General features: G+C 38.8%; 29 protein-coding genes. 24 read left to right on the forward strand and 5 right to left on the reverse strand.

The annotated features are described in order from the left end of the window. Positions 1-38 precede the first annotated feature (38 nt). The 4 genes from ACRPLY_RS06495 to ACRPLY_RS06510 all read left to right on the forward strand — a co-directional run bounded on the left by ACRPLY_RS06495 (position 39) and on the right by ACRPLY_RS06510 (position 1,724). Complete coding sequence (locus tag ACRPLY_RS06495; RefSeq protein ID WP_034270859.1) at positions 39-449, forward strand: YlbD family protein; 411 nt, start codon at positions 39-41, stop codon at positions 447-449. A 5-nt stretch (positions 450-454) separates the two neighbouring features. Then, the gene (locus ACRPLY_RS06500) at positions 455-691 is read left to right on the forward strand and encodes a YlbE-like family protein (protein ID WP_013058988.1); all 237 of its coding nucleotides are present in this window, start codon (positions 455-457) and stop codon (positions 689-691) included. Between the two features lie 99 nt (positions 692-790). Further along, on the forward strand, positions 791-1,177 hold the full coding sequence (locus tag ACRPLY_RS06505; RefSeq protein WP_325077404.1) for a hypothetical protein: 387 nt from the start codon (positions 791-793) through the stop codon (positions 1,175-1,177). A 100-nt stretch (positions 1,178-1,277) separates the two neighbouring features. Further along, a complete protein-coding gene (locus ACRPLY_RS06510) occupies positions 1,278-1,724 on the forward strand; it encodes a YlbF family regulator (protein ID WP_028411490.1) in 447 nt (148 codons plus the stop codon). Between the two features lie 5 nt (positions 1,725-1,729). Here ACRPLY_RS06510 and ACRPLY_RS06515 read toward each other — a convergent pair whose 3' ends face one another. Continuing rightward, entirely contained in the window at positions 1,730-2,044 is a 315-nt protein-coding gene (locus ACRPLY_RS06515; RefSeq protein ID WP_033579757.1) for a hypothetical protein, read from the reverse strand. A 77-nt stretch (positions 2,045-2,121) separates the two neighbouring features. Between ACRPLY_RS06515 and ACRPLY_RS06520 the strand changes: the two genes are divergently transcribed. Continuing rightward, positions 2,122-2,397 carry a YlbG family protein gene (locus tag ACRPLY_RS06520; protein WP_013058985.1) on the forward strand — a complete coding sequence of 92 codons (276 nt, stop codon included), beginning with the start codon at positions 2,122-2,124 and terminating at the stop codon, positions 2,395-2,397. Between the two features lie 74 nt (positions 2,398-2,471). On the opposite strand, the gene ACRPLY_RS06525 is transcribed toward ACRPLY_RS06520, so the two are convergent. Next, positions 2,472-2,858: a DUF7147 family protein gene (locus ACRPLY_RS06525; RefSeq protein ID WP_013084871.1), complete on the reverse strand. Its 387-nt coding sequence runs from the start codon at positions 2,856-2,858 to the stop codon at positions 2,472-2,474. A gap of 589 nt (positions 2,859-3,447) precedes the next feature. Here ACRPLY_RS06525 and rsmD point away from each other — a divergent pair. Continuing rightward, positions 3,448-4,017, forward strand: a complete 570-nt coding sequence (rsmD, locus tag ACRPLY_RS06530) for a 16S rRNA (guanine(966)-N(2))-methyltransferase RsmD (RefSeq protein ID WP_013084870.1) — start codon at positions 3,448-3,450, stop codon at positions 4,015-4,017. A 35-nt stretch (positions 4,018-4,052) separates the two neighbouring features. Continuing rightward, positions 4,053-4,547 (forward strand): pantetheine-phosphate adenylyltransferase, encoded by a 495-nt coding sequence (gene coaD / locus ACRPLY_RS06535; RefSeq protein ID WP_013058982.1) that lies wholly within the window; start codon positions 4,053-4,055, stop codon positions 4,545-4,547. A gap of 58 nt (positions 4,548-4,605) precedes the next feature. Here the strand turns inward: coaD and ylbJ are convergent, their stop codons facing one another. After that, the gene (gene ylbJ / locus ACRPLY_RS06540) at positions 4,606-5,814 is read right to left on the reverse strand and encodes a sporulation integral membrane protein YlbJ (protein ID WP_033579758.1); all 1,209 of its coding nucleotides are present in this window, start codon (positions 5,812-5,814) and stop codon (positions 4,606-4,608) included. 466 nt (positions 5,815-6,280) lie between these two features. Between ylbJ and ACRPLY_RS06545 the strand changes: the two genes are divergently transcribed. Both ACRPLY_RS06545 and ACRPLY_RS06550 read left to right on the forward strand, forming a co-directional pair. After that, a complete protein-coding gene (locus ACRPLY_RS06545) occupies positions 6,281-7,078 on the forward strand; it encodes a patatin-like phospholipase family protein (protein ID WP_028411486.1) in 798 nt (265 codons plus the stop codon). Then, on the forward strand, positions 7,068-8,084 hold the full coding sequence (locus ACRPLY_RS06550; RefSeq protein ID WP_028411485.1) for a SepM family pheromone-processing serine protease: 1,017 nt from the start codon (positions 7,068-7,070) through the stop codon (positions 8,082-8,084). The genes ACRPLY_RS06545 and ACRPLY_RS06550 overlap by 11 nt, the downstream gene beginning before the upstream one ends. Before the next feature lie 27 nt (positions 8,085-8,111). Here ACRPLY_RS06550 and ACRPLY_RS06555 read toward each other — a convergent pair whose 3' ends face one another. Continuing rightward, entirely contained in the window at positions 8,112-9,311 is a 1,200-nt protein-coding gene (locus ACRPLY_RS06555) for a nucleotidyltransferase (protein ID WP_165635171.1), read from the reverse strand. Between the two features lie 179 nt (positions 9,312-9,490). Between ACRPLY_RS06555 and ACRPLY_RS06560 the strand changes: the two genes are divergently transcribed. From ACRPLY_RS06560 to ACRPLY_RS06575, 4 genes are all read left to right on the forward strand, one after another. Then, positions 9,491-10,009, forward strand: a complete 519-nt coding sequence (locus ACRPLY_RS06560) for a YceD family protein (protein ID WP_014458367.1) — start codon at positions 9,491-9,493, stop codon at positions 10,007-10,009. A gap of 65 nt (positions 10,010-10,074) precedes the next feature. Continuing rightward, a complete protein-coding gene (gene rpmF / locus ACRPLY_RS06565; protein ID WP_013058976.1) occupies positions 10,075-10,248 on the forward strand; it encodes a 50S ribosomal protein L32 in 174 nt (57 codons plus the stop codon). Positions 10,249-10,417: 169 nt separating this feature from the next. After that, a complete protein-coding gene (locus ACRPLY_RS06570) occupies positions 10,418-11,185 on the forward strand; it encodes an enoyl-CoA hydratase/isomerase family protein (protein WP_028411483.1) in 768 nt (255 codons plus the stop codon). A 178-nt stretch (positions 11,186-11,363) separates the two neighbouring features. After that, entirely contained in the window at positions 11,364-11,966 is a 603-nt protein-coding gene (locus ACRPLY_RS06575) for an RsfA family transcriptional regulator (protein WP_028411482.1), read from the forward strand. 81 nt (positions 11,967-12,047) lie between these two features. On the opposite strand, the gene ACRPLY_RS06580 is transcribed toward ACRPLY_RS06575, so the two are convergent. After that, positions 12,048-12,518 (reverse strand): N-acetyltransferase, encoded by a 471-nt coding sequence (locus ACRPLY_RS06580; protein ID WP_013058973.1) that lies wholly within the window; start codon positions 12,516-12,518, stop codon positions 12,048-12,050. 313 nt (positions 12,519-12,831) lie between these two features. On the opposite strand from ACRPLY_RS06580, the gene ACRPLY_RS06585 reads away from it, so the two are divergent. The 11 genes from ACRPLY_RS06585 to ACRPLY_RS06635 all read left to right on the forward strand — a co-directional run bounded on the left by ACRPLY_RS06585 (position 12,832) and on the right by ACRPLY_RS06635 (position 26,683). After that, positions 12,832-14,184: an acetyl-CoA carboxylase biotin carboxylase subunit gene (locus tag ACRPLY_RS06585; protein ID WP_033579760.1), complete on the forward strand. Its 1,353-nt coding sequence runs from the start codon at positions 12,832-12,834 to the stop codon at positions 14,182-14,184. Continuing rightward, positions 14,181-14,393 (forward strand): biotin/lipoyl-containing protein, encoded by a 213-nt coding sequence (locus ACRPLY_RS06590; protein ID WP_033579761.1) that lies wholly within the window; start codon positions 14,181-14,183, stop codon positions 14,391-14,393. Before ACRPLY_RS06585 ends, ACRPLY_RS06590 begins: the two co-directional genes overlap by 4 nt. Before the next feature lie 19 nt (positions 14,394-14,412). Next, positions 14,413-15,954 (forward strand): acyl-CoA carboxylase subunit beta, encoded by a 1,542-nt coding sequence (locus tag ACRPLY_RS06595; RefSeq protein WP_165635173.1) that lies wholly within the window; start codon positions 14,413-14,415, stop codon positions 15,952-15,954. 158 nt (positions 15,955-16,112) lie between these two features. After that, positions 16,113-16,994: a 2-dehydropantoate 2-reductase gene (locus ACRPLY_RS06600; protein ID WP_034265299.1), complete on the forward strand. Its 882-nt coding sequence runs from the start codon at positions 16,113-16,115 to the stop codon at positions 16,992-16,994. Position 16,995: 1 nt separating this feature from the next. Further along, on the forward strand, positions 16,996-17,379 hold the full coding sequence (locus tag ACRPLY_RS06605) for a DUF3397 domain-containing protein (protein ID WP_013058968.1): 384 nt from the start codon (positions 16,996-16,998) through the stop codon (positions 17,377-17,379). Between the two features lie 90 nt (positions 17,380-17,469). Further along, complete coding sequence (bshC, locus tag ACRPLY_RS06610) at positions 17,470-19,095, forward strand: bacillithiol biosynthesis cysteine-adding enzyme BshC (protein WP_063248567.1); 1,626 nt, start codon at positions 17,470-17,472, stop codon at positions 19,093-19,095. A 334-nt stretch (positions 19,096-19,429) separates the two neighbouring features. Then, positions 19,430-20,365: a 16S rRNA (cytosine(1402)-N(4))-methyltransferase RsmH gene (rsmH, locus tag ACRPLY_RS06615; RefSeq protein ID WP_028411477.1), complete on the forward strand. Its 936-nt coding sequence runs from the start codon at positions 19,430-19,432 to the stop codon at positions 20,363-20,365. 33 nt (positions 20,366-20,398) lie between these two features. Then, positions 20,399-20,758: a cell division protein FtsL gene (gene ftsL, locus ACRPLY_RS06620; protein ID WP_028410764.1), complete on the forward strand. Its 360-nt coding sequence runs from the start codon at positions 20,399-20,401 to the stop codon at positions 20,756-20,758. Positions 20,759-20,763: 5 nt separating this feature from the next. Continuing rightward, positions 20,764-23,022 (forward strand): penicillin-binding protein, encoded by a 2,259-nt coding sequence (locus tag ACRPLY_RS06625; protein WP_432231690.1) that lies wholly within the window; start codon positions 20,764-20,766, stop codon positions 23,020-23,022. 69 nt (positions 23,023-23,091) lie between these two features. Then, on the forward strand, positions 23,092-25,008 hold the full coding sequence (locus tag ACRPLY_RS06630) for a stage V sporulation protein D (protein WP_013084856.1): 1,917 nt from the start codon (positions 23,092-23,094) through the stop codon (positions 25,006-25,008). 211 nt (positions 25,009-25,219) lie between these two features. Next, a complete protein-coding gene (locus ACRPLY_RS06635; RefSeq protein WP_028411475.1) occupies positions 25,220-26,683 on the forward strand; it encodes a UDP-N-acetylmuramoyl-L-alanyl-D-glutamate--2,6-diaminopimelate ligase in 1,464 nt (487 codons plus the stop codon). Positions 26,684-26,725 lie beyond the last annotated feature (42 nt).

Below are 26,725 nucleotides of genomic sequence, written 5' to 3' on the forward strand. Positions count from 1 at the left end.
GATATAGTAGGCTATATTTAAGTATGAGGTGAGTGACTGTGAAGGAAACCAAACGAGAGCTTCATCCGTCCGTTGTGGAATTTAAACAATTTGTAAAATCACATCCCAAATTAGTAGAACAGGTTCGAAAGCAGCAAAAAACGTGGAAAGAGCTTTATGAAGATTGGTATTTATTCGGTGCAGAAGACCCAATGTGGGAGGCATATCGTTCAGAAGAAAGTGAAAAGGCTGAACCAGCTGCTACCACAGAGGAGAAAAAAGATATTATGGGTACAATCGTATCCTCGCTGAAAAACATGGACTTGAATCAAATGCAAAATCATATCACAAATGTAAATTCCGCTATTTCGAATATTCAACAAGTACTGCAACAATTTCAGCCATCTAAGCCATCCGGTGGAGGAGCAGCTTCCGGGCCAGGGAATCCATTTGGCTTTAGGAAAGATTAAACGCAATGAGAAAAGATATATACGAGTATATGCAGTCTCGTCCTAAACTCAACGACTTCGTTCGTGAACAGCCAATGTGGTACCGGCGTTTATCTAGGAATCCTGAAGAACTGGAGAAATTTGAATTAGAATCCAAACACTACTACAAACAAACCATTCCTCATAAAGTTGAAAAGTTTTCGAATTCGATTCAAATGGCAAACATGATGTTTCATATGTTTCAATCCATGAAAAATCAATGATCTCTGCATACATAGCGATGCAGAGATTTTTGCACGTCATGAGTAAAAATAAAGAGTTTGTAAACACTATGGAGAAACGAATGATAAAGGAATGGTATTATGCGCTTACTATTAACGACGGCCTTATGTGTAGTTTCTCTGCTAGGATGCAACCATGATAAACCAAAACCTGAGACTAAAACTTCCTCTCAACCACGGGCAGCTGAAACGTTTGGTGCAATGAATACAAAACCTTCACTGATGGTACACCAGCATGTGAAAGGACAGAACGTATACGTCGAATGTATTCTAAGCGGGTTTTCATTTTCAACAGAGAGTGGATTCCTTCAAATCACAGTAGATGGAAAACCATTTAAAGAAATGAAGCAAGCAGCCTTTGTTTTAAGTGATCTTCCAAAAGGATCTCATACTGTTACGATTGAACTGATGAAATCTAAAGAAGAAAGTCATCAAGTGAGGAATACCTTTACGGTTGAAATTATATAGTTAAAAAGTAGAACTTGTAGTAAATCAGTGTAAGCTGTTTTAGCAAGTTCTTTTTCTTTAGATCCAAAACGTGATAAGATAAAAACGGAGGTGCACAGCCATGCTGACAACAATGAGAACTGTTGAATTACTCGACGAGTCTGATCACGTAGCGAACATGGTGTTACAATCAGACGTAGCCGAGAACTATCGTCAATGTTTATATAGATTAAATAAAGATTCACATGCACAGGCATTAATTGCTCAATTTGTGAAAATAAAGGAACAGTATGAGGATGTTCAGCGATTTGGAAAATATCATCCTGACTATAAAACCATTACGAGACAAGTACGTGATGTAAAGCGTCAAGTTGATTTACATGCGACAATCGCTGCGTTCAAAAAAGCAGAAAATGAATTGCAAAAACTGCTTGATGAAATTAGCGTTATCCTTGGTCAAGCTGTTTCAGAGCATGTTAAAGTACCGACGGGAAATCCGTTTTTTGATACGGGAAGCAGCTGCGGCGGTGGCTGCGGATCTGGTGGAAGCTGCGGGTGCAGCGCATAAGCCGTTCACTGTATAAATCGAACGCAATCCGCACAGGAATTTCCGCAGCAGGCCATTTTACGCTGTGGAACGTAAAACCTGTGCTGATAGACATAAGTAAGATGCTGACTTCTGACAAAACTTGAGCGCCACGTAGCATTTGTATTGGATGTAGCAAAAATAGATGAAGCTTCTAGAAGCTCATCTATTTTTCTACGCTCAATTGATGTGTTTATATACAAAAAGGGTATATTTGTGATTTTTTTGAAAATGACTTGTTCAATAGCTCTGTGCTCGTTAAAATGAGTAAGAAAGAGCATCCAGATATCATCTAAATTCATACATAAAGCACCTACTTCATATAAAAGAATTTATGATAAAGAAAACCAATATAACGTATGCAAAAGGGGAACTAAATATGTTTGTTGAACGTCAAGGAATTGTGGCGTATGTGCATTCTGTTAAGCAAGCAAAAGCATTGCGAAAGTACGGAAATGTACATTACGTATCTAAAGAATTAAAGTATGTTGTCTTATATTGCAACCAAGATGGCATTGAAAAAACAATCCATAAACTTCAGTCTCTACCTTTTGTGAAGAAAGTAGATCCTTCTTATCGGCCGTTTTTAAAAACAGAATTCGAAAATTCAAAGCCGGATAAAGCGAAGGAATATGACTATAAGATAGGAATTTAAACAAAAAAGGAATGTAATGTACATTCCTTTTTTTATTTTACTTGGCCTTAGCAAACGAATAGGCAGGGATGAGGTTATTGCATTGGCGGAATAAAGCGGTTCATTCGCAAAATGCCAATAAGGTGCTGATAGTATAGTGCTGTTTCTGGAAAGGTAGTAGATGGTTTGACATCGAGTACCACAATTTCTTTTCCCGCTTCCTCAGCTGCTCGTTTAAATAACTCAACGCGCTTGCTGTCATTTTGTTTTAAAACAATTCCTTCTCGGCAAACGTAAAGCGGTTGGAAATTCCCTTCAGCTGTTGGATGCAAGACAGCGACAAAAGAAGCTACTTGTCGATCTTCTTTTACTGTTCGCAGCATAATAAGATGGGCAAGACGATGTTTGTTGCTTTTGACAATCTCTAACAGCTCATAAATATCTGAATACCCTTCTCCGAGCTCAATAAAACGCTGAATCATATGTATTTCCCCCTCTATGTATTAAAAAAGCAAACTCACGTAGTTTAATGTATCACTGAATATTTTAGGAGTAAATAAAAAAATCCCTACAACTACTCATTGTAGGGCCCTTCAATAAAGGGGTGTAATCACCTCTGCGATTACAAGCACCTTGATGAAGGCAAAGGGAGAGGAGAAACCGGAGGAAGAACTTATGGGGAAACGTAAGTCTTCTCCGCGGTTGGCAACAACATCGGTTAGATGATGTTGTTACTAGTCAGTATGTCCGTTTTAAACGTTCATATACCTGTCTCGTGAAATTCACTTTTTAAAATATAAAAGACTGATAACATGACAGAGAAAAAGGGTAAATTTACGTTTATGATGACATATTAAAGTAAAGGAAATCTTTTATGAACGAAATGACGAATGATCTGCATAGGTGTATCTAAGGAGACGGTCGTAAAAGTCCAGCATAAAAGCAAGCTGCTGGGTTATTGCACAGAATGCATACAGCATTGAATAAATTGAGGATTTTTGCTAGTCTTTGTAATTCAAAATATGTTAGGATAATGAAGAATAAGGAAGTAAAAGTAAGGTAGTGATAAGGATGAGAGTAGTAGCAGGTTTATATAAAGGCCATGCGTTAAAGGCGGTTCCAGGATACTCAACCCGCCCTACAACAGATAAGGTGAAAGAAGCTATTTTTAATATGATTGGACCGTTTTTTGAAGGTGGAACAGCTCTTGATTTGTTCGGTGGAAGCGGTGGCTTGGGAATTGAAGCTCTAAGTCGAGGAATAGATAAAGTCATTTTTGTGGATCGGGATGGCAAAGCGATTCAGACGATTAAAGCAAACTTAGCATCCTGTCGGTTAGAAGACCGCGCTGAAGTGTATCGAAATGATGCAGAGCGTGCACTGAAAGCGATAAAGAAAAGGGAGCTGACTGTCGATTTACTTTTGCTTGACCCACCGTATAAAGCACAAAAGTTGAAAGCGCTTATCGAAACGGTAAGTGAAGAAAACCTTCTGGCAAAAACAGGAATTATTGTAGCGGAGCATTCTCATGATGTACATTTAGATAATGAGATTGGTTTATTTGAAAAAATAAAAAGCGAAACGTACGGTATCATTGGTGTTTCTATTTATACATACAAGAAAGAAGAATCAGTTGAATAAATCAATGAGCTGTTAGATGTAGAAAGGGGATACGTATGGGCAGTATAGCTGTTTGTCCAGGAAGCTTTGATCCAGTTACGAATGGACATTTTGATATTATTAAACGAGGCGCAAATGTATTTGATACGATTTATGTGGTTGTTTTAAATAACTCCTCAAAAAGTCCTCTATTTACAGGGGAAGAGCGAGTAGCTTTGCTGAAAGAAGTAACAAAATCACTTCCTAATGTGGTAGTAGAGTCGTACAGCGGATTATTAATGGAGTATGCAAAAGAAAAGCAGGCAAAGACCATTTTAAGAGGTTTGCGTGCAGTATCAGATTTTGAGTACGAGATGCAAATCACATCTGTAAATCGCGTATTAGATAAAGAAATCGAAACGTTATTTATGATGACAAATAATCAATACTCGTTTTTAAGTTCTAGTATTGTAAAAGAGGTAGCTAAATATGGCGGGAATATTTCTGAATTAGTTCCTCCCCCTGTTAGAGAAGCGCTTGCAGAAAAATTTGAACAGCTGTCTCAAAAATAAGATAAAAAAGAACGTGACGTTTTCTTTGCCGATAAGAAAACGTCACGTTCTTTTTTTACTAGGAACGATGAAGAAACGCTCGTTTTGAATATAGATAAATATAGCAGCACAGCGTAAAAATCGTTAGGAGGGGGCCGTACACGTTTAGCCACTGCGATAGAATCGTAACGGACTCCAAGTGAGAAAAAACCGGCAGTGCTCCTTCAGATGCTTGAAAAGTAGTAATGGATTCCCGAAGAGGACCCCATAGAAAGATAGTGAATACTACCGCAAAACAGCCGTGAAAAATTCGGGCAATAAAAAACGGAAAAAATCGAATATCTGTTTCGGCGAGTATGCTAGCTACTTGTGCTTGAACAGAGAAACCGCTAAAGCCTAATACAAAGCTAACGATGATAATTTGATGAAACAGCAGCGTGTCCGGTGCTTCGCTTGCTAGGCGGCTTCCTAACGTAATTTCAAAAAGCCCCGAAATAAAGGGAAGGCTCAGCTCAGTCCCTATATGACAAAGGGAAAATAAATAAGCTAGACCGCTGCTTAAAACGGCCGTGATATGAGTCACATATAAAAGTTTGTTTAATACAGAAAATAAAATGATAAAACCGCCAATCATTAAGAGAGATTGAACTGCAGAAGTAACCGCATCTCCTAAAAGCTTCCCGATAGGACGCTTATCTTTTAATCGCGTTTTATGCATTTCGTGAAAAGCTAACGATAAAGAAGGTTTTTGAATTACTTGTCCTTTAGGTTTTGCTGATCCATAAAACCGCATCACCAGTCCTACACAAATATTCCCTATGTAATGAGAGAGAGCTAATATGATACCGACAGCTGGATTGTGAAAAAAGCCAACTGCCACAGCTCCAAAAATAAAAATAGGGTTAGATGAGTTAGTAAATGATACGAGTCTTTCAGCTTCAATAGCTGTTAGCTGTTTTTCTTGGCGCAGCCGGGAAGTGATTTTTGCACCTGAAGGAAATCCAGAAGCCATGCCCATTGCTAAAGCAAAACCCCCTACTCCAGGTACTCGGAATAAAGGCCTCATAAACGGCTCTAATAAGATCCCAATGAACTTCACTACGCCAAACCCAATAAGCATTTCTGAAACAATAAAAAAGGGCAGCAGAGAAGGAAAGACGACCTTCCACCATGTGTTGAGACCTCTTACTGAACCTTCTAGCGCTTCTTTTGGATATACAATAAGCGCAATAGCGAGAAGTGTTACGCTCGTCCCGAGCAGAAGTGTTTTCACCATCGATTTATTCAACGAACGATTCATCTCCTTTTCTAAGCTCACGTCATTTTGATAGGAATGAAATGAGGAGTTTTAGGCAAATGTACAAGTTCTTCTATATATCAATATACGAAGCTATGCATCGACTTTATGCCTATGTGTAAGGAGAAAATAAATTCATACTGAATAAAAAGGCGTCTTGTCACATTTGGAAATACAATTCATATACATAAATCAATGCACTTCTAGAATAGTCAAGGAGTAAAAAAACGTATACGCAGCAAGAGAAGAGTAAGAATTTCTTAAAACAACCTTCAGTATAGTATAATGCTTAATAACCACCGTTGATTGAGCAAAACATATCTTTAGCTTCATACAAAATGAACAAATAGAAAATGAAGAATAGTCCTATTGAAGACAGGGCAACAATGATAGAGAAGCTCATCAAAAGTTTTTACATTTTTAGAAGTCTATAAGGTAAAACGAGGGGGCAGGTAAAGTGGAAAGCCCAAAAATAGGAGTTGCGTTAGGCTCAGGTGGAGCTAGAGGTTTTGCACATTTAGGAGTAATCAAAGCGCTAACAGAAAATAACATTCCTATTGATTTTCTAGCTGGCAGCAGCATGGGAGCTTTAGTTGGTGCACTATATGCGTCAGGTATTGAACTGGCAACTCTTTATAAAATGGCGCTAACGTTCAAACGAAAGTATTATTTGGATTTTACCGTGCCAAAAATGGGATTTATTACGGGCAACAGAGTAAAGTCGTTGGTTCGCACTTTTACGCAAAATAGAAACATTGAACAGTTATCTATACCGTTTGCCATTGTAGCGACAGATTTGAAAACAGGAGAGAAAGTGGTGTTTAAAAAAGGACCTATCGCTGAAGCGGTGAGAGCAAGTATTTCAATTCCAGGAATCTTTGCTCCCGAAGTAATTGATGGGCGATTGCTTGTAGACGGCGGGGTAGTGGACCGTATTCCTGTATCGGTTGTAAAAGAGATGGGATCTGATATTGTCATTGGAGTCGATGTATCAAAAGCGAAAGTGAATGCAGAAATCAGCTCCATTTTTGATGTCATTATGCAAAGTTTAGATATTTTGCAAGATGAGCTAGTAGCTCACCGAACTATTGCTTCAGACGTTATGATTCGTCCTAATCTCGATACTTTTAGTTCCAGAGCATTTACAAACATTCAAGAAATGATGTCAATTGGTGAACAAGCAGCACATGAGCAGTTGCCTTCTATTCTACAAGCAATTGATCATTGGAAGGAGAACAAAAAAAGTGAAATCTAGAATTAGAATTTTGGTATATTTGGCTGTTATTGCAGTGGTGGCAATGCTTTGTTTTTATCCATTGCCGTACTACATTACAAAGCCTGGAATGGCAGAAGAACTTGCGCCTATTATTAAGGTAGAAGATGGATACCATGAAAAAGGGACGTTTATGCTTACAACTGTAAGAATGGGCAGAGCAACTCCTCTTTCATATGGTCTTGCTAAAATACAGGACTTTCATGAAATTTTCCCTACAAAGCAAATTTTGCAGCAGGGTGAAAGCGATGAAGATTACTCGACAAGGCAATTACATATGATGGATACGTCAAAAAATGCCGCTATTTCAGTAGCATATGAAGCAGCTGGAAAGAGCGTTTCCTACCACAATAAAGGCGTATATGTTACATATGTTGTAGAAAATATGCCTGCACATGGAAAACTTCATGTTGGAGATGTCGTGACAAAAGTAGATGAGAAAAAAATTCAAACTGCTGAGGACTTAATCAACTACGTATCGACTAAAAAAGCAGGAGATTCAGTATCAATTTATGTGAAAAGAGATGGCAAAGAAAGCAAACATACTCTAAAAGTTAAAGCATTTCCTGACGAGCCGAAACGAGTAGGCCTAGGAATTGCCTTAGAAACGAACCAAGAATTAAAAGTCAAGCCCGATATACATATTGATACTGAAAAAATAGGAGGGCCTTCAGCGGGACTGATGTTCTCACTTGAAATCTATAATCAGCTTGTTAAAGAGGACATGACAAAAGGCCACCGCGTTGCAGGTACAGGGACTATCAATGATAAAGGAGAGGTAGGACCAATCGGAGGTATTTCACAAAAGATTGTAGCCGCAGATAAAGAAGGAGCAGAGATTTTCTTTGCACCAAATGAAAAAGGGGCTGCTGGCTCTAACTACCGAGAAGCAGTGAAGACAGCCAAAAAAATAAACAGTGATATGAAAATTGTACCCGTAGATTCATTTTCGGATGCCGTAACCTATTTAGAAAAGCTGAAACCATAAAAAAATCGTCTCTTGCAGACGATTTTTTTATGGCCAAATGATAGGAGGCTGCGTATATTCTTGTTTCATAAACTGAGAGCGCAGAGGCTCCTGAAACGGCATACTATAAACATGTGTCGCTTTAATATCGGTATCAATTTCTTTCAGTTTACATTGCGATACAGTGGATACAATAGGAAGGGACAGCTTTTTCTTAATTGTTTTTAAATAGGCTTGTCCGGTCTTTGACATTCCCAATAAGCGAATATAAGGATCAGCTTGTTGCATCTCACTTTTTGTTGTATTGGTTAAAAGGTGAACGCACATGCGCTGTAAACGGGTTCTCGTATATCGCTTCGTTTTAACATTTGTTAAAAAATCTTCAAATGAAGTAGATGAAGAAATATAAGATAGCAGTCGATGTTCAATACCTTCTTCTATTTCATAAATACGCTGTAAGTCATAAAGTGGAGTAGTTAATAGTTTGTATTTCAAAAATGGGAAATAGTGCTCCCAATGATGAAACTGTCCGTGTGCTTGTTTGTAAGCTGCTAATTCGTTTGCTGTACTAACTGGCATATGCTTGCCCAGGTCCCCATTGCTGCTGCTGTCAAAAATAGCTTTACGTATGCTTGTAGCGCTTGAAATAAAAGAGGAAGACAGGGAATCATCGTGATAATGTGATTGAATTCGAGTGATTGTATATGGTTTAATAGATGCATGCTGTTTTTTTATGGCAGCTACATAGCTCATTCCAAGCACATTATTTGGCTGAGATAGATCAATAGGAGCCTCCGTGAAAAGCTGTAAGAAAGCATTGGAAGCTGATTTTGGATAACTGTTTCCTTTTTTCATCTCTTGTTGAATTAAGGCAGATAGTTCTGATTCATGAGCTTCGAGCAAATCAGCGGTGCGGGTAAATGAGTCAATATTGCCATTTTCGCTGCCAAAGCATACAAAGTCAGCGTGAAGGGATTCCAAAATAGAAATAGCGCCGCTTGCGAATGTTTCAGCTTTTTGAGTAGAAAAAGCATAGGGTAATTCAACGACTAAGTCTGCACCAGCGGCTAAAGCCATTCTTGTGCGGGACCATTTCGATACAAGAGCAGGCTCTCCGCGCTGCAAAAAGTGCCCGCTCATCACAGCAATCACACAATCTGCTCCGGTTTGTTGTTTGGCTTGCTGCAAATGATAAGCGTGTCCGTTATGAAAAGGATTATATTCGACAATTATTCCAACTGCTTGCATAATGTCTCCTTTTAATTTATTATTTTTAGTCTAGCTCTTTGTTTTAAAAACATTTTTTTATGAAAGTAAGAAATTTTTACAAAAAAGCATATTTAAGTACATTATAGTGTAAAGAAAAAATATTGACAAATAATCTTGTGAAAGCTATAATAACCTTTGTTGCCTTGAGGTGATTAACAATGAAATGGACAATACATCAATTGTATCAGCTGCAAAATAAAGGTCTAACATTTGACGAAGTGATTGACGGCAAAGAGTTTATGAATGCTGATCCTCAAATTCGTAGAATGTCAGATGTAAACGTGAAAGGAAGAGCCGACATTAGCTCTTCGAAAGTAACGTTTCACCTTAAAATTTCAGGAGAAATGACGTTGCCTTGTGCTCGTACATTAGTTGACGTTCCGTATCCGTTTGAAATTAACGCAACTGAAACGTTTTTATTGAATGTGAATGCTGATTATGAAGAAGATGCTGAAGTACGCATTGTAGAGGGAGAAACGGTTGATTTACAACCTTTGATTCAAGAGTTAATTATTGTTGAAATTCCTCTGCAGGTATTTAGTGAAAATCAGCAAGCGGCAGGAGCAGCTCCACAGTCAGGAAAAGACTGGGAAGTTGTTACCGAAGAAGAACAGCAGGAAAAAGTAGATCCCCGCTTAGCCGTACTCGAAAATTTCTTTAAAGACAAAAAGAAATAAAAATGCGAAGATCCGGCTTTCGGGCCTTCATATGATTTTAAAATTCTTTTAAGGAGGTGGGAATAATGGCTGTACCTTTTAGAAGAACATCTAAAATGAAGAAAAGAACGCGTCGTACGCACTTTAAATTACAAGTTCCTGGTATGGTAGAGTGCCCAAATTGTGGTGAAATGAAACTATCACACCGCGTATGTAAAGCTTGTGGTACTTACAAAGGAAATGACGTAGTAAGCAAATAATTGCTTATTTAAATAAAAGACCCTCTTAAAGGGTCTTTTATTTTTTTTGCCTTTTTTCCTTCTCTGCCCTTTGGAAGAGAAGGATTTTTCTTATAGAACAAGAACTCTTTTTAAATAAACAATTACTGTTGTAAAAGGATTCATACCTTGTCCATAAGGAGGAAAAAGCATGAAAAAAAGCGAGCTGTTTACTACAAGCCAAGGCATTGCTACATTTGTGATTAATCGCCCTGAAAAGCGTAATGCCATTGATTATGATGTGATGAATGAACTGCAGCAAGCTGTAGATTATGTGAAACATAATCAGTTAGTAAAAGCTTTTGTAATTACAGGTGCTGGTTCAGACGCATTTTGCAGTGGAGGAGATTTAAGCGTATTTCATGAGCTAAAGACTTCGAAAGAGGCGTCTCAAATGTTAACGAAAATGGGGAGAATTCTTTATGAAATTTTAACGCTCCCAAAACCAACAGTTGCCCTTTTGAATGGAACATCGGTTGGGGGGGGGTGTGAGCTTGCGATTGCATGTGACTTCCGTATAAGTGCAACACATAGCGAAATGGGCTTTATTCAAGGGAATTTAGGAATTACAACAGGCTGGGGAGGAGGAACCATTCTTCTTGAAAAGCTGCGGTATCAAGAAGCGATGGAAATGATCTACAGTGCTCAGCTGTATGGAGTAGAACGAGCAAAGCAAATTGGATTTCTTTCCTATGTTACGTCGTTTAAAGAGCTAACTATGAGGTGTGAGGAGTGGTTAGCTCCTATTACTCATAAATCGACCCAAGTATTGCAAGCTTACAAAGAAATCGCTATTGAGAAATGGGAGCAAAGCCGGGTTTGGAATCGAATGGAACAAGAAATTCATCGCTGTTCGATATTGTGGGAATCGCCTGAGCATGAAGAAGCGGTTCAAAAGGTCATCGTTAAAAAAACATAGTTATGAACTGCATTTCCATAGCAATATAGTTAATAAGCAAAAGATGAAAGAATCACGGATTTCCCATTTTGCTTCAAAGTATATGAAAGATTTTCTTGATTGAGAAGAGGAACAATAGTCTATCTTATCTAGTAGGTGCATATTCATTTAATAAGTACGGATAAGGAGGGATAGAAAAATGACTTCTTCTCGTCAAGATGCATGGACTCATGATGAAGATTTATTACTCGCAGAAATTGTACTGCGTCATATACGTGAAGGTGGCACTCAGCTAGCTGCATTTGAAGAAGTGGGGAAGAAACTTACACGAACATCAGCAGCTTGTGGCTTCCGCTGGAATTCTTTTGTGCGCAAACAATACAAGACTGGTATTGACCTTGCGAAAAAACAGAGAAAAGAATTAAAAGCAAGAACTGTTTCAAAAGACGACGAGCAGCCTGCACGCTTATCATATATGGAAGCAGAGAAACATATTTCGCTTAATGAGGTAATTAAGTATTTAGAAAATGTAGATCAAGGGCAAAAACACTCGTCGGAGCTTCTCGAAGCTAATGAAGAACTGCAGCAAAAGATTGAACGTTTACAAGAGAAAGTAACGATTTTGGAAAAAGAAAAAAAAGCTTTGCAAAACAATTTGTTAATTGTGGAAGATGACTATAAAGCTCTTATTGAAATTATGGAGAGGGCTCGTAAAATGGTTGTATTAAAAGAGGATGAAAAAAGTAGAAAAGTGAAATTTCAAGTGGATAAAAATTTAAATTTAGAAAAAGTTCAAAAGTAAAGCGATAGCTTGAATGCTCCCTACTTCATGTTAATCATATATACCACATAGATATAAAATAAACAGCTGGAAATCAGCTGTTTATTTTTGTTCGCTTACACCGTTTGGTAGCCAAATAAGAGGGTTTTCTCCCAAATCACGATCGATATCATACGTTACAGGTACGAACCCCATTTTTGACCAAAAATCACTCGATTTTACTCGCGGGCTTGTTTTTATAGGTAATTGAAAGGATTTGGCATATTCAACGAGCGTTTGACCTAATCCTTTGCGCTGAAAATCGCTGAGCACTTCAAGTTTCCACACTTCAATATACGTTTGAGGCGGCTCGAAATATTGATCGTACTGTTTGTTTCGTTTATAGAGACTCATGCGAGCCACTAAGCTATTTCCAAAATAAATGCCGTAAAACGGAGAATTTATTTCATTATCGGAAATCTTGGCATGTAATTCTTCTAGCATTGAAAGTTCTTGAATGCCATATTCTTTGAATTTCTTGAACTCTTCTAGCGTTTTAAAATTAATTTTTAAATGCTTCACTTCGTAATTCATCCCATATCCCCCTTGTTATGTCTCCTTGCTAGATGAACGAACTGGATTGGTTCGTTCATCTAATATTATATAACAAAAATACAAAATATTCTGTTTTCATGATTGGTAAACGAATATTCAATGCGCACAAAGAAAAATGAATTCTTTCGGTTAAATACGAAGAATACATTACTATAAACATCACTTTTTAGAAAGGAGGCAAAAGGGAAACAGAATTCAAATAGAAAGCGTTTTCAAAAATTGTAGAGGAGTTTTAAAATTATTGTAGAATTATATGGGGGAAAGTAGAAATTTGAGGAAAGGGGAGAGAAAGGTGAAAAAAATACTGATTGCAAATCGAGGAGAAATTGCTCTTCGTATTATTCATACATGCAAACAAATGGGCATTGAAACGGTGGCTGTCTATTCCGATGCAGATGCAGAACTTCCTTATGTTCAAGCGGCTACAAAAGCACGTCGAATTGGAGAGCCTCCTGTGCAAAAGTCATATTTGAATGTGGAAGAGCTGCTTAGAATTAGTCATGAAGAAAAAGTAGACGCCATTCATCCTGGATATGGATTTTTATCGGAAAATAGTGCATTTGCTAAAAGAGCGATTGATGAAGGTTTTTGTTTTATCGGTCCTTCTCCCGAAATCATTTCGATGATGGGCGACAAAATTGCTGCCCGCGCTGCGATGAAAGAAGCGGGTGTACCTGTTGTCCCCGGCAGCGAAGGTGATGTGACGTCGGTTGAAGAGGCTTGTAAAGTAGCGGGGGTAATTGGATATCCCGTTATGTTAAAAGCAAGCGGAGGCGGCGGAGGAATTGGAATGGTGCGCTGCGATAACGAAGAAGCAGTAAAACAAGTATATGCCTCAACAAAAGCAAGAGCAAAAGCATATTTTGGTCATGAAGGAATGTTTATTGAAAAGCTTATAACAAACGCAAAACATATCGAGGTACAGGTCTTTGGAGATCAGCATGGTAATGTCGTTCATCTTTTTGAACGCGATTGTTCTGTACAAAGAAGAAATCAAAAAGTGATTGAAGAAGCCCCTGCGCTTTCTTTAAAAGAAAGTACGCGACAAGCCATGCAAAACCAAGCCGTTCAAGCGGCTAAAGCAATCGGCTATTATAATGCGGGTACGGTGGAGTTTATCGTGGATGAAGACGAAAATTTTTATTTTCTTGAAATGAACACGCGGCTGCAAGTTGAGCATCCGATCACCGAGCAAATTGCAGGGGTCGATTTAGTTAAGTGGCAGATCTTAGCTGCGCGCGGTGAAAAGCTTCCTCGTATGCAAGAGGAAATAGCAGCAAATAACTACGCCATTGAATTTCGAATTTATGCAGAAGATCCGTTTACTTTTTTACCGGCTCCGGGGAAAATTACGGGTTATCACTTGCCGGAGCGAACCTACGCGCGCGTAGATAGCGGCTACAGTGATATGAATGCGGTTACACCTTTTTATGATCCAATGATTGCAAAGGTTATCATTACTGGTCGTACGCGTTCAAATGCAATTGAACTAGCTAAATCATATTTTACAGAAGCTGTTGTAGAGGGAATCAAAACAAATATTCCTCTATTTAAGCAGTTGTTAAATGAAGAGTTATATGAAAAGGGCACCTATAACACATCGTTATTATCAACAGTATTAAATAAAGGAGGAGCACCACAATGAGTGAAATCAAAGCGACAATGGCAGGCATGGTATTTAATGTGTTTGTTCAGCAAGGAGCAAGTGTAACTAAAGGAGAAGTTGTTGTTGTATTAGAATCTATGAAAATGGAAATTCCTATTGAAAGCGATCAAGCTGGTATTGCAGAGACTGTCCATATAGCCGTGGGGGATTTTGTGAACGAAGGCGACGTTTTGGTGACTATTTCATAACTCATAAAGGGGAGATATCATGATACATACAGGTGAATCTCAGAAAAAATATGATGAAAATCGTCAAAAAGTAGAGCGTGGCAACGCCGAGAAGTATAAAGAGAAACTTGCAAAACAACAGAAGCTTTTTGTAAGAGATCGTTTAGCCCTTTTATTCGATGACGGGAAATATGAAGAAGACGGCATGTTTGCAAATAATAAAGCCGAAGGGTTGCCGGCAGACGGTGTTGTAACTGCGATTGGAAAAGTAAACGATGAAACGGTTTGTGTAATGGCTAATGATTCTACTGTAAAAGCAGGGTCTTGGGGAGCTAGAACAGTAGAAAAAATTATTCGGATTCAAGAAGTTGCAGAAAAACTGCATGTGCCTTTACTGTACCTAGTGGATTCTGCTGGAGCGCGTATTACGGATCAATTAGATATGTTTCCAAACCGCCGAGGAGCTGGAAGGATCTTTCACAATCAAGTAAAACTTTCCGGCGTCATTCCTCAAATTTGTTTGCTTTTCGGTCCGTCAGCAGCTGGAGGGGCTTATATCCCTGCATTTTGTGATATTGTTGTGATGGTAGATGGGAACGCTTCTATGTACTTAGGGTCGCCGCGTATGGCCGAAGCCGTTATTGGAGAAAAGGTTACGCTAGAAGAAATGGGAGGAGCACATATGCACTGCAGCGTTAGCGGGTGCGGGGATGTGCTGGCTTATTCTGAAGAAGAAGCTATTTCGTATGCCAAATCTTATTTAACGTACTTTCCACAAAACTATCAAGAGAAGCCTAAAGTACAAAAAGCTAAAGAGCCTAAGCAGACAAAAGATTTAGTAGAACTAATTCCGGAGAATCAAAATGTTCCATTTGATATCTATGAAGCAATTGATACCCTTATTGACGAGGGGAGCTTTTTTGAAATAAAAAAACTGTTTGCCGCCGAATTGGTAACAGGGCTTGCACGAATAGATGGAAAAGTAGTAGGGATTGTTGCTAATCAGCCAAAAGTTAAAGGGGGAGTGCTGTTTGTAGATTCAGCAGATAAAGGCGCAAAATTTATTCAACTGTGCGATGCCTTCCATATTCCTTTGCTATTTTTAGCGGATGTACCTGGATTTATGATTGGGACTAAAGTAGAAAGAGCAGGCATCATTAGACATGGAGCAAAATTGATTGCAGCGATGAGTTCAGCTACAGTTCCTAAAATTTCCGTAGTCATGCGTAAAGCTTATGGCGCAGGGCTTTACGCTATGGCTGGTCCGGCTTTTGAACCAGATTGCTGCATTGCATTGCCTACTGCTCAAATTGCCGTAATGGGTCCTGAAGCTGCAGTAAATGCCGTCTATTCTAATAAAATTAATGAAATTGAAGATCCGAAAGAGCGGTTCATGTTTGTTAAACAGAAACAGCAAGAGTATAAAGAACACATCGATATCTATACGCTGGCATCTGAACTTATTATTGACGACATCGTTCCTGCTAACGAACTGCGTCGAACGTTAATTGACCGCTTTCGCTTATATGAAACAAAGAATGTGACCTTTAGCCGTCGTAAACATCCGGTGTATCCCGTATAATAGAAAAAAACGGGATCACTCTAAATAATTTACAATAAGCCCGGTGATTTTTAATCACACGGGCTATATGAATAGGTAAAATTTAAAGAATGCATTTAATTCAAAGCATTTTTTTGCTAAAATGAAACTCAATAATAGAAAGAGGAACAAAAAATACGATGAAAACTATAGGTATTATTGGAGGCGGATCATTAGGTCTGTTGTTTAGCGCGTATTTATCAGATTGTTATGATGTAACCTTGTACACGAAAACACCAACTCAAGCAAAGTGTATTAACGAAAATGGAATTACCTTACATAGACAAGGGGAACATCACACGAAAAAAGTCAGTGCTATCCCTCTGGAAAAAAACATAAAAGAAGCAGATTTAATCATTATTACTGTAAAACAGTATCATTTAAAAGAGATTATTCCTTTTATTAAAACCCTTACTATACATACTCCCCTTTTGTTTATCCAAAACGGTATGAGCCATATTGAAATTCTCAAAAACCTCCCGCAGCGCACTCTCTATTTGGGTACAGTTGAACATGGGGCAATGCGTACAAATATGGATAGCGTCCATCATACAGGAATAGGAACAACCCGTATTGCTTCGTACAGAGGAGAAATGGAGTCTATCTTACCAATTGTGAATTTTCCTTGGGTAATTGAAAAAGATTGGTATGCGATGCTGGTGAAGAAATTAGTTGTAAATGCGCTCATTAATCCTCTTACGGCGCTGTATCGCGTGAAAAATGGGCAGCTGATTCACAACAGCTATTTTTATAAAACGATGCGTCTATTGTTTGAAGAGATTGCGGATGTATTAAAACTAGATTCAGCTTTTAATTATTGGGAAAATGCGCTGGGGGTTTGTTCGCGCACGAGTACCAATCAATCTTCTATGCTAAAAGATATACAGGAGGGGCGGCAAACCGAGATTGATGCTATCTTAGGTTATATCCAAACACAAGCTGCTGAAAAAAGAACGTCGACGCCTATTGTTGACTTTTTATATAGGTCAATAAAAGGAATCGAAGAAGAAAAGGGTGAGTAACATGGGAAGTTTTATTGCTGGCGTTTTTGCGACGTTTGTCACTCTGCCGCTCGTCGGTTTTTTTATTCTATACATGCTTTTACGCAAACTGACGAAAAATAAAAGGAAATCTGTCCACATAGCAACGTACATTACTACGGTTTTTCTTATTTTGTCCGTGCATTATGCAGCTGTGGAAATTTTCGGGCACTCTTTTTTGTGGTTGATTGCGTTAGTCCTTTTAGTTGTGGCAATGATTATGATGTTTGTACATTGGAAAGTCAAACATGACTTAGAAATGAAGCTTATTGCGAAAGGGTTCTTTCGGATGAATTTCGTTTTGTTTCTTATTGCACATATTGTGTTAAATATAGGTGGAATCGCTTTTCGTATTTCCTCTCTGTAAAGCATGTTACTAGACGTGAGCAGTTACATTATGGATAATGAAGCTATATGTAGAGAATATAAGTATTAGGAAAAGAAAGGAAGTTCTTTCATGGAGATTACAGACGTCTCTTTAAAGGCGGGAAACAAACTAACGAACGATTACATAAAAGGTGAAAAGCAAGCACTTTCCTTTTTTCATTATAATATACACGAAAAAGACGTATATGAAAAACGTTTAGCGGACGTTCAAAAGCAGTCTTATCCAAGAGAACAGCTTGCTGAGTATCTGCTTGATTTTAATAAGCGCTACGGAGCATCTTCTAAGACGATTGAAAATATTGAAAAGCTAAAAGATCCTAACAGCGTAGTGGTCGTTGGAGGTCAGCAAGCGGGGCTGCTTACGGGTCCTTTGTACACCATTCATAAAGTGATTTCAATTGTGCTGCTAGCTAAACAACAAGAGGCAGCTCTAAACGTGCCCGTGCTTCCGGTATTTTGGATTGCTGGAGAAGATCATGATTTTGCTGAGATCAACCATGTATACACAGAGCATAAAAACCAGCTTTTAAAGAAAACGTTAAAGCATTCTTTAAAGAAAAAGCAAATGGTTTCTCAAATCGAATTAGATCATGAAGCCTGTAGAAGCTGGGTTCGTGATGTTTTTCAAACGTTTAACGAAACGGCGCATACAAATCAGGTGTTACACTTTGTTTTAGAGGCGTTAGATAAATCACGTACCTATGTCGATTTCTTTGCTCATTTGGTTACCACATTGTTTGCAGAGTCAGGTCTTATTTTAATGGATGCAGCTTCTAAAGAAGTGCGCAGCATTGAATCTTCTTTCTTTGTGACGTTAATTGAACAAAATGACAAATTATCGTCAGCCGTTATGGAACAGCAAACAGAGATTCAAAAACAATACGGACGAATGATTGAAGTGGGAGAAGAAACGGCCCATCTCTTTTATTCACACAACGAAAACAGAGTACTTTTAGAAAGAGACGCAGAGCAAGAGCAGTTTGTTGGAAAGCAAAATGAACTCGCGCTGTCTAAAGAAGAGCTGGTTCAAATTGCTAAACAAACGCCAGAGCTTCTTAGTAATAACGTTGTGACTAGACCCCTTATGCAGGAGTACTTACTTCCTACCCTTGCGTTTATTGCAGGTCCAGGGGAAGTAGCGTATTGGGCAGAGCTTGAAAAAGCATTTTCTTTATTTAGCTTTAAAATGCCTCCCGTGGTTCCGAGGTTATCCTATGCAATCGTAGAAAGACATATCGAGAAGTATATGGATGAACTTCAGTTAGACCTTTCGAATGTCATTAACAAAGGCGTAGATGCAGAGAGGGAGCACTGGCTTAAGACAGAAGTTCACAACCCGTACGAAATGTATTTTGAAAAAGCGAAAGAAGATTTTGAAAAAATTCATAAAACTCTTCGTGAAAATATTCAAAAAGAAGACAAAACATTTGATGAAGTCATGCTTAAAAATCGAGCGATTATTCAAAAGCAGTTTGAAACCATTCAAAAGATTGTCGAATCCAAACAGCTCATTAAGCACGATGTGAAGCATTCAAAATATGCTCAAATTGAACTTGCTCTTCGTCCCTACAATGCTCCACAAGAACGTATGTGGAATATTATGTATTATTTAAACGGCTATGGTATGCAATTTGTGTCAGATTTACTAAGTGCTGAAGTCGAATTAAATCACCAGTTAAAAGTCTGCTATGTCTAATAAAATCCTGCTGAAAAGCAGGATTTTTATTTTGGAAAAGAGAACAAGTTTACAAGGTGAATGTCAGCCAATTGAATCCTTATAAGGTATTTATTTCTAATTACACAAAAAAACCTTATATTCCTTACATTTTATTCTACGAATATGTCCTACTTTTAACAAAATGACACTATTTGTGACAAAAAGACAAAATTCTACTTAATTCTTATATAAATAGCTGAAATAATGTTGAACTTTGATATATAATATAAACGTGTATATATATCAAAGAAAAACACCGTTTTTTGCTTTTTGTATACATAACTAAGTAGTTTAGAAAGAAGTAGGTGTCATAATGTTTAATCACACAACTGTTTTGCTTAAAGAAGCAGCGGAAGGCTTAAATATTAAGCCGGATGGAGTATATGTCGACTGCACGCTTGGCGGAGCAGGTCATAGTGAATATATCGTAAAACAGCTATCAGAAAAAGGGAAATTAATTGCGTTTGATCAAGACGATGTTGCTCTTGAAAATGCAAAAGAAAAATTAGCCCCGTATCTAGACAGAGTTATTCTAATCAAAAGTAATTTTCGCTATTTAAAAGAGCAGCTAATGAAACATGGAATTGAAGAAGTAGATGGAGTATTGTTTGACCTAGGCGTCTCGTCTCCTCAGTTGGATACACCAGAGCGAGGGTTCAGCTTTCATCATGAGGCCCCGCTTGATATGCGCATGGATCAAAACTCAAAGTTTTCTGCGTACAACGTAGTAAATGAATGGCCTTATGAAAAACTTGTAAAAATCTTTTTCCAATATGGAGAAGAAAAGTTTTCGAAACAAATTGCCCGCAAAATTGAGGCATATCGAGAGTCTAAACCAATTGAAACAACGCTAGAGCTGGTTGATCTTATTAAAGATGGTATTCCAGCGCCAGCTAGACGAACGGGTGGACATCCGGCAAAACGGATTTTCCAGGCTATTCGAATTGCTGTAAATGATGAGCTTCAAGTATTTGAAGATGCAATTGAACAGGCCATGGATGTAATCAAAAAAGGTGGACGTGTAAGTGTTATTACCTTCCATTCACTTGAAGACCGAATTTGTAAAGTAGCGTTTAAAAATGCAAGCACGGTTCCGCAGCTTCCTCATGGACTGCCGGTTATTCCAGAAGAATTTAAACCTAAAATGAAAGTCATTACAAGAAAACCTATTTTACCTTCAGAAGAAGAGGTAGAAGAAAATAAGCGCGCGCGTTCGGCAAAGCTTCGAATTGTTGAGAAATTAGTCTAATAAAAGGGTTTAATCAAAGAGGAGGGGACGAGAATGAACAATGCAGCATACAAAGTAAGAGAGCAAGACCAGCAGCAGAAGCAGCAAAAGACGGTACGTCAAGTTGTTCGAAAGACAAAAAGAAAAATCACGGTTGGTGAAAAAATTGTGTATTCTGGGTTTGTCGCACTCATGCTGTTTGGGTCTGTGCAAATCATTTCAAATCAATCTTCGCTTTATAGCATCAGTGAAGAAGTGCAATCACTCGATGGAAAGATTGACAAGCAAGAAGCAAAAAACAATGAGTTAAAATTACAGGTAACAGAGTTAAGTGCATACGATCGTATTTGGACAAAAGCAAAAGAACTTGGACTAAAATTGAATGAAAATAACGTAAAAGTCGTTAACGATTAATTGCGATGACTACGCCAAGAAAAAATAGCAATATTAGTACAGGAGCAGCAATATTAATTTTAATATTTGCATTGCTCTTTTTTGTATTAGCCATCAGGTTCTTTTACATCCAAGCGACGGGTAAAGCAAATGGAGAGGTTTTAGCCGAAATTGCACAAAAACAGCATACGCGAACGTCCAAAATTGAAGGACAGCGCGGTACGATTTACGATCGAAATGGAGAAGCAATCGCCCAAGACACGGGTGCTTATACGGTTGTGGCGATTTTGAAGGAGTCGCAGTCAGAAGATAAAAAACATCCACAGCACGTGGTAGACCCTGAAAAGACAGCTGAAAAGCTAGCGCCGCTACTGAATATGGACGAATCAAAAATTGAAAGCATGTTAACGAGAGGAATTAAAAGGAAGGCATTCCAAGTAGAACTTGGCCCAGGCGGACGTGATATTGATAACGTGCTAAAGCAAAAAATTGAGAAGCTAAATCTCCCGGGCATCACGTTTTTACGCGATTCGAAGCGCTTCTATCCAAACGGTGTATTTGCCTCAAGTATTTTAGGATATGCACAAAAGGATGATACGGGCAAAATCGTAGGGAAAATGGGAATTGAAAAAGTATTTGATAAGCAGCTTTCTGAAGAAGATGGATATGTGAAATACGAAGCTGCTAAAAACGGAATTAAGCTTCCGGATCCAAAAGAGTCAATTGTAGCTCCTAAAAATGGAGACAGCGTTACGCTTACGATTGATGAAAAAATTCAGACGTTCTTAGAAGATGCGATGACAACAGCAGCTAAAGAGTACAAACCAGAAGAGCTAATGGCAACGGTAGTAAATCCGAAAACTGGTGAAATTTTGGCGATGTCAAACCGACCTTCATTTGATCCAAATATTCGTGATATCACTTCTTATCGCAATCCGTTTGTTGAAAACAGCTATGAGCTTGGTTCAACGATGAAAATCTTTACGCTAGCAGCCGCGATTGATGCAGGCGTTTATAACGGGGAAGACCGCTATCAGTCTGGGTCTTATAAAGTAACGAAAAACAGCGTTCCAATTAACGATCACAACGCTGGGGTCGGCTGGGGAGCTATTACATTTAATGAAGGAATCCAAAGGTCTTCAAACGTAGCGGTCGCTATTTTGGCCAATGAAAAACTGGGCACCGATCGTTTGTATAAATACTTAGATAAGTTTGGATTTATGGATAAAACGGGGATTGACTTGCCAAACGAAGCTTCCAGCAAATTAGTAACGAAGTACCCGAGAGATCGAGTTACTACTGCGTTTGGACAGGCATCTGCTTTTACGCCTATTCAAGAAATTCAAGCGGCTACTGCGATTGCAAATGACGGCAAGATGATGAAGCCTTATGTGATTAAACAAGTAGTCGATGAAACAAATAAAAAAACGATTAAAAAAACGAAACCTACCGTGGTAGGACAGCCAATTTCTAAAAAAGCAGCGAATGAGACGCTAGGTATTTTAGAAACCGTTGTTTCTTCAGAGAATGGAACAGGAAAACCATACGCGATTGAAGGGTATGATGTTGCTGGAAAAACCGGTACAGCTCAAATTCCTGGTCCCAACGGAGGTTACCTGCATGGACATGGGAAAAACTTTATTTCCTTTATGGGCTTTGCACCGGCAAAAGATCCAAAGCTGCTTGTCTATGTAGCCGTTAAAAATCCGACTCTCAAGCCCCAAGAGGCAGGGAGTGAACCCCTTGTTGCTGTATTTAATCCGGTTATGAAGAATAGTTTACAGTACTTAGGTGTAGAGCCTACTAAGAAGGATGAAGATGGGAAAGAAACGGAAGAGAAGAAAGTGGATTCAGAAATTAAGCTTAAATCTTACGTTAATGAATCAGTTGATAGTGCCGTGAAAGACTTAAAACAAAAAGGCCTTATTCCTGTTGTAATAGGTAAAGGAGATACGGTGGAAAGCCAATTACCGACTGCTGATACAATTATTACTGGACAGCGTGTGTTCATTAAGACAAACGGAAAAGCCACAATGCCTGATCTAACAGGTTTTTCACATCGTGACGTTATTCGCTTTAGTGAATTTGTCAACGTTCGACCTAGCGCACTTGAAAATGGTTATGTTGTAAGTCAAAGTATTAAAGCGGGAGATCCGCTAAAATCAGGAACGTACCTGAAAGTGGAACTTGAAACGCCTAAAGAATTTTCAAGCACGTTAAATAAGTTAAAAGAAACAGAAAAAAGTGAAACTGACAGTAAAAAAGACGATAAGCAACTTGACTAGAAAATAAGTTCTAGTGAATCCTGTACAAGCATATATTGGAACGAGCCGATTCAGAGGAGGTTCTAATATATGCGGGTATCAGGAGTCACAGTTCGTAAAAGGCTAGCCATTGTTTTGTTTGTCGGTTTTATTGTGTTTTTGATTATTGATACAAGGCTTGGATATGTACAGTTGCTGACTGGGGATACGCTAACTGAAAAAGCCAAAGACTTATGGAGTCGGAATATTCCTTTTGAACCTGAAAGAGGAAAGATACTAGATCGCAATGATGTGGCACTTGCTACAAATAAAAGTGCACCGACCGTTTTAGTTATGCCAAGACAAGTTGAAAATCCAGCTGTTACGGCTGAAAAGTTAGCAAAAGTGCTGGGAGCATCAAAAGAAAAAGTATATGAACAAATAACAAAAGCTTCTTCTAGCGTATATTTGCGTCCTGAAGGAAGAAAAATTTCACATGCGAAAGCAAATGAAGTGCGAAATTTAAATTTAAAAGGCGTATATATAGCTGAGGATTCGAAGCGGTACTATCCGTTTGGAAGTTATTTGTCGCATGTATTAGGCTTTGCGGGAGTAGATAATCAAGGGTTAACGGGCCTTGAATTATATTATGATAAAGAGCTAAAAGGACAAAAAGGTTCAGTTAAATTGTATTCTGATGCTAAAGGTAAAAAGATGCCCAATATAGCCGATGACTACACAGCGCCTGTGGACGGGCTCGATTTGAGATTGACCATTGATTCACGTGTGCAAACAATCATGGAGCGTGAGTTGGATAATGCTCAGACAGCTTATAATCCAGATGGTATGATTGCCATTGCCATGAATCCTAAAAACGGTGAAATTTTAGGTATGTCAAGTCGTCCGGGCTTTGATCCGACGGATTTTAAAAATGTGAAGCCTGAGGTGTATAATCGCAATCTTCCAATCTGGAGCGTATATGAGCCCGGATCAACGTTTAAGATTATTACACTGGCAGCTGCTCTTGAAGAAAAGAAAGTGGATTTACTAAAAGATCAATTCTACGATGATGGAGCCGCGGAAGTTGGAGGAGCGAGACTTCGCTGCTGGAAAAAAGGCGGACACGGACAGCAGTCTTTTTTAGAAGTTGTACAGAACTCATGTAACCCTGGTTTTGTGGAGCTTGGGGAACGTTTAGGAAAAGAGAAATTGTTCAAATACATTAAAGAATTTGGCTTTGGTCAAAAAACAGGTATTGATTTACAAGGGGAAGCAAAAGGAATTTTGTTCCCGCTTGAGCGCGTGGGTCCGGTTGAACAAGCTACAACAGCTTTTGGGCAAGGGGTTGCTGTTACTCCTATTCAACAAGTAGCTGCTGTTTCAGCAGCCGTAAACGGTGGAACGCTTTATGAACCTTATATTGCAAAAGAGTGGGTGGATCCAACTACCGGAAAAGTTGTAAGCAGTCATAAACCGGTTGCTAAGCGAAAAGTTATTTCCGAGGAAACGTCTAAGCAAGTGCGTTTTGCTCTTGAAAGTGTAGTCGCGCAAGGAAGCGGAAAAGGAGCTTTTGTGGAAGGGTACCGCGTTGGAGGAAAGACGGGTACGGCGCAGAAAGCTCAAAATGGAAAGTATTTAAAAAATAATCACATCGTTTCTTTTATCGGTGTTGCACCAGCAGATAACCCTGAAATTGTCGTGTATGTTGCGGTTGATAATCCAAAGGGCACCATTCAGTTTGGTGGAGTGGTAGCAGCTCCGATTGTAGGTAAAATGATTGAAGACAGTTTGCGTGTGATGGACGTTAAACCGCGTAAAGGACAAATTGAAAAAGAGTTAACGTGGCTGGACACACCAATGATAAAAGTACCAAATGTCGTAGGAATGTCAAAAAAAGAGTTACAAGAACAGCTACTTAATTTAAAATTAGATGTGAGTGGCGAAGGAGATAAAGTGGTCAAGCAGTCTCCTGCAGCCGGAACGAAAGTTAAAGAAGGCGAAACGGTTAGAATTTATATGGGAAAATAAAAATCTCTATAAACTATTATTCTTCCTTGCATGATAATCAGCAGGTTACGCTGCGTGTGAACATGAAATCAACAAATAAGCCTTGGGGGTGTTCCCTCCGGGCTTCTTTTTCTGTAAAATGTAATAGGTTAGGTGCTAGAAAAAGAAGAATAGTTGCCATAGCGTCTTATAACAAACGTTTCACTTTACAAATAGAGAGGACATGGTAGGAATGGATTTACGAGAACTACTAACACATTTACATGATTTTGTTCAGCTTCCTGAACAGAATATTGATATTACGTCAATTGAAATGGATTCAAGAGAAGTTAAGCCCGGAGCATTGTTCATTTGTATAGACGGCTATACGGTTGATGGTCATAGCTTTGCACAGATGGCTGTGGAAAAAGGGGCAGTAGCAATCTTAGCAGAAAAGCCTGTGGATGTAGAAGTGCCCGTTGTACGCGTGAAGAGTACAAAGCGAGCAATGGCAGTGCTGGCGGATGCTTTCTACAATCAGCCCACACAAAAAATGCATTTAATTGGTGTAACAGGCACAAATGGAAAAACAACGATTACACATTTAATTGAGCATATCTTTAAATCACAGCATAAAAAGACGGGTCTAATTGGAACGATTGAAATTCGTATTGGTGATACGTCTTATGATGTGAAAAACACAACGCCTGAATCGCTGACTCTTCAAAAAACATTTAATCAAATGGTGGAAGAGAATGTAGAAGTAGCGATGATGGAAGTATCATCTCACGCGCTTGACTTAGGACGCGTACACGGGTGCGACTTTGACGTGGCGGTATTTAGTAACTTAACGCAAGATCACCTCGACTATCATCATACAATGGAAGATTATCGTCGTGCGAAAGGGTTGCTATTTGCACAGTTAGGAAATGCTTATAACCATACTCGTCCTAAATTTGCTGTTCTTAATGTCGATGATGCGGCAACCGAGGAATATATTAAAAACACGGCTGCTACAGTGATTACGTACGGTATTGACCGTGAAAGTGATATTCGTGCAACGAATATTCAAATTACAAACAGCGGCACAACGTTCGATTTGACAACACCGACAGAAACGGTTTCTGTAGAAATGAAGCTTATTGGGAAATTTAGCGTCTACAACGTATTAGCGGCTACGGCTGCATGTTTAGTATCTGGTCTCCCTCTGTCAGTTATTGTCGAGGAAATAAAAGTGTTAGAAGGTGTGTCTGGGCGTTTTGAAGTGGTTGATGCGCAGCAAGATTTTACGGTTATCGTGGATTATGCCCACACGCCGGACAGCTTAGAGAACGTGTTAAAAACTGTAAAAGAATTCGCAAAACGCAATATATATGTTATTGTTGGTTGTGGCGGAGATCGAGATCGTACAAAACGACCAATCATGGCTCGGATTGCAGCTGAATACAGTACACAAGCTATTTTGACATCTGATAATCCACGAAGTGAAGATCCATTGGCTATTTTAAAAGATATGGAAGAAGGTTTGGATACAGATAACTATGTGACGATTGCTGATCGTGCAGAAGCTATTCGCTATGCAGTGGAAACAGCGCATGCAGATGATGTTATTGTCATTGCTGGAAAAGGGCACGAGACCTATCAAATTATTGGTAAAAAAGTATTCGATTTTGACGATCGAGAAGTAGCACGCAAAATGATTGAGGAGCGAAAGTAGTAATGAAATGGGTAGAGAACAAAATGAGTCGGAATGAGTTAG

The organism is Priestia sp. TGN 0903 (genome assembly GCF_050846855.1).
GTDB classification, from domain to species: Bacteria; Bacillota; Bacilli; order Bacillales; family Bacillaceae_H; genus Priestia; species Priestia zanthoxyli.

Excerpts from the sequence above, each read along its gene's own strand:
- ACRPLY_RS06500 (WP_013058988.1), top strand. The coding sequence starts at position 455 with ATGAGAAAAGATATATACGAGTATATGCAGTCTCGTCCTAAACTCAAC.
- ACRPLY_RS06505 (WP_325077404.1), top strand. The coding sequence starts at position 791 with ATGCGCTTACTATTAACGACGGCCTTATGTGTAGTTTCTCTGCTAGGA.
- ACRPLY_RS06510 (WP_028411490.1), top strand. The coding sequence starts at position 1,278 with ATGCTGACAACAATGAGAACTGTTGAATTACTCGACGAGTCTGATCAC.
- ACRPLY_RS06515 (WP_033579757.1), bottom strand. The coding sequence starts at position 2,044 with ATGAATTTAGATGATATCTGGATGCTCTTTCTTACTCATTTTAACGAG.
- ACRPLY_RS06520 (WP_013058985.1), top strand. The coding sequence starts at position 2,122 with ATGTTTGTTGAACGTCAAGGAATTGTGGCGTATGTGCATTCTGTTAAG.
- ACRPLY_RS06525 (WP_013084871.1), bottom strand. The coding sequence starts at position 2,858 with ATGATTCAGCGTTTTATTGAGCTCGGAGAAGGGTATTCAGATATTTAT.
- rsmD (WP_013084870.1), top strand. The coding sequence starts at position 3,448 with ATGAGAGTAGTAGCAGGTTTATATAAAGGCCATGCGTTAAAGGCGGTT.
- coaD (WP_013058982.1), top strand. The coding sequence starts at position 4,053 with ATGGGCAGTATAGCTGTTTGTCCAGGAAGCTTTGATCCAGTTACGAAT.
- ACRPLY_RS06555 (WP_165635171.1), bottom strand. The coding sequence starts at position 9,311 with ATGCAAGCAGTTGGAATAATTGTCGAATATAATCCTTTTCATAACGGA.
- ACRPLY_RS06560 (WP_014458367.1), top strand. The coding sequence starts at position 9,491 with ATGAAATGGACAATACATCAATTGTATCAGCTGCAAAATAAAGGTCTA.
- rpmF (WP_013058976.1), top strand. The coding sequence starts at position 10,075 with ATGGCTGTACCTTTTAGAAGAACATCTAAAATGAAGAAAAGAACGCGT.
- ACRPLY_RS06570 (WP_028411483.1), top strand. The coding sequence starts at position 10,418 with ATGAAAAAAAGCGAGCTGTTTACTACAAGCCAAGGCATTGCTACATTT.
- ACRPLY_RS06575 (WP_028411482.1), top strand. The coding sequence starts at position 11,364 with ATGACTTCTTCTCGTCAAGATGCATGGACTCATGATGAAGATTTATTA.
- ACRPLY_RS06580 (WP_013058973.1), bottom strand. The coding sequence starts at position 12,518 with ATGAATTACGAAGTGAAGCATTTAAAAATTAATTTTAAAACGCTAGAA.
- ACRPLY_RS06590 (WP_033579761.1), top strand. The coding sequence starts at position 14,181 with ATGAGTGAAATCAAAGCGACAATGGCAGGCATGGTATTTAATGTGTTT.
- ACRPLY_RS06595 (WP_165635173.1), top strand. The coding sequence starts at position 14,413 with ATGATACATACAGGTGAATCTCAGAAAAAATATGATGAAAATCGTCAA.
- ACRPLY_RS06600 (WP_034265299.1), top strand. The coding sequence starts at position 16,113 with ATGAAAACTATAGGTATTATTGGAGGCGGATCATTAGGTCTGTTGTTT.
- ACRPLY_RS06605 (WP_013058968.1), top strand. The coding sequence starts at position 16,996 with ATGGGAAGTTTTATTGCTGGCGTTTTTGCGACGTTTGTCACTCTGCCG.
- bshC (WP_063248567.1), top strand. The coding sequence starts at position 17,470 with ATGGAGATTACAGACGTCTCTTTAAAGGCGGGAAACAAACTAACGAAC.
- rsmH (WP_028411477.1), top strand. The coding sequence starts at position 19,430 with ATGTTTAATCACACAACTGTTTTGCTTAAAGAAGCAGCGGAAGGCTTA.
- ftsL (WP_028410764.1), top strand. The coding sequence starts at position 20,399 with ATGAACAATGCAGCATACAAAGTAAGAGAGCAAGACCAGCAGCAGAAG.
- ACRPLY_RS06625 (WP_432231690.1), top strand. The coding sequence starts at position 20,764 with ATGACTACGCCAAGAAAAAATAGCAATATTAGTACAGGAGCAGCAATA.
- ACRPLY_RS06630 (WP_013084856.1), top strand. The coding sequence starts at position 23,092 with ATGCGGGTATCAGGAGTCACAGTTCGTAAAAGGCTAGCCATTGTTTTG.
- ACRPLY_RS06635 (WP_028411475.1), top strand. The coding sequence starts at position 25,220 with ATGGATTTACGAGAACTACTAACACATTTACATGATTTTGTTCAGCTT.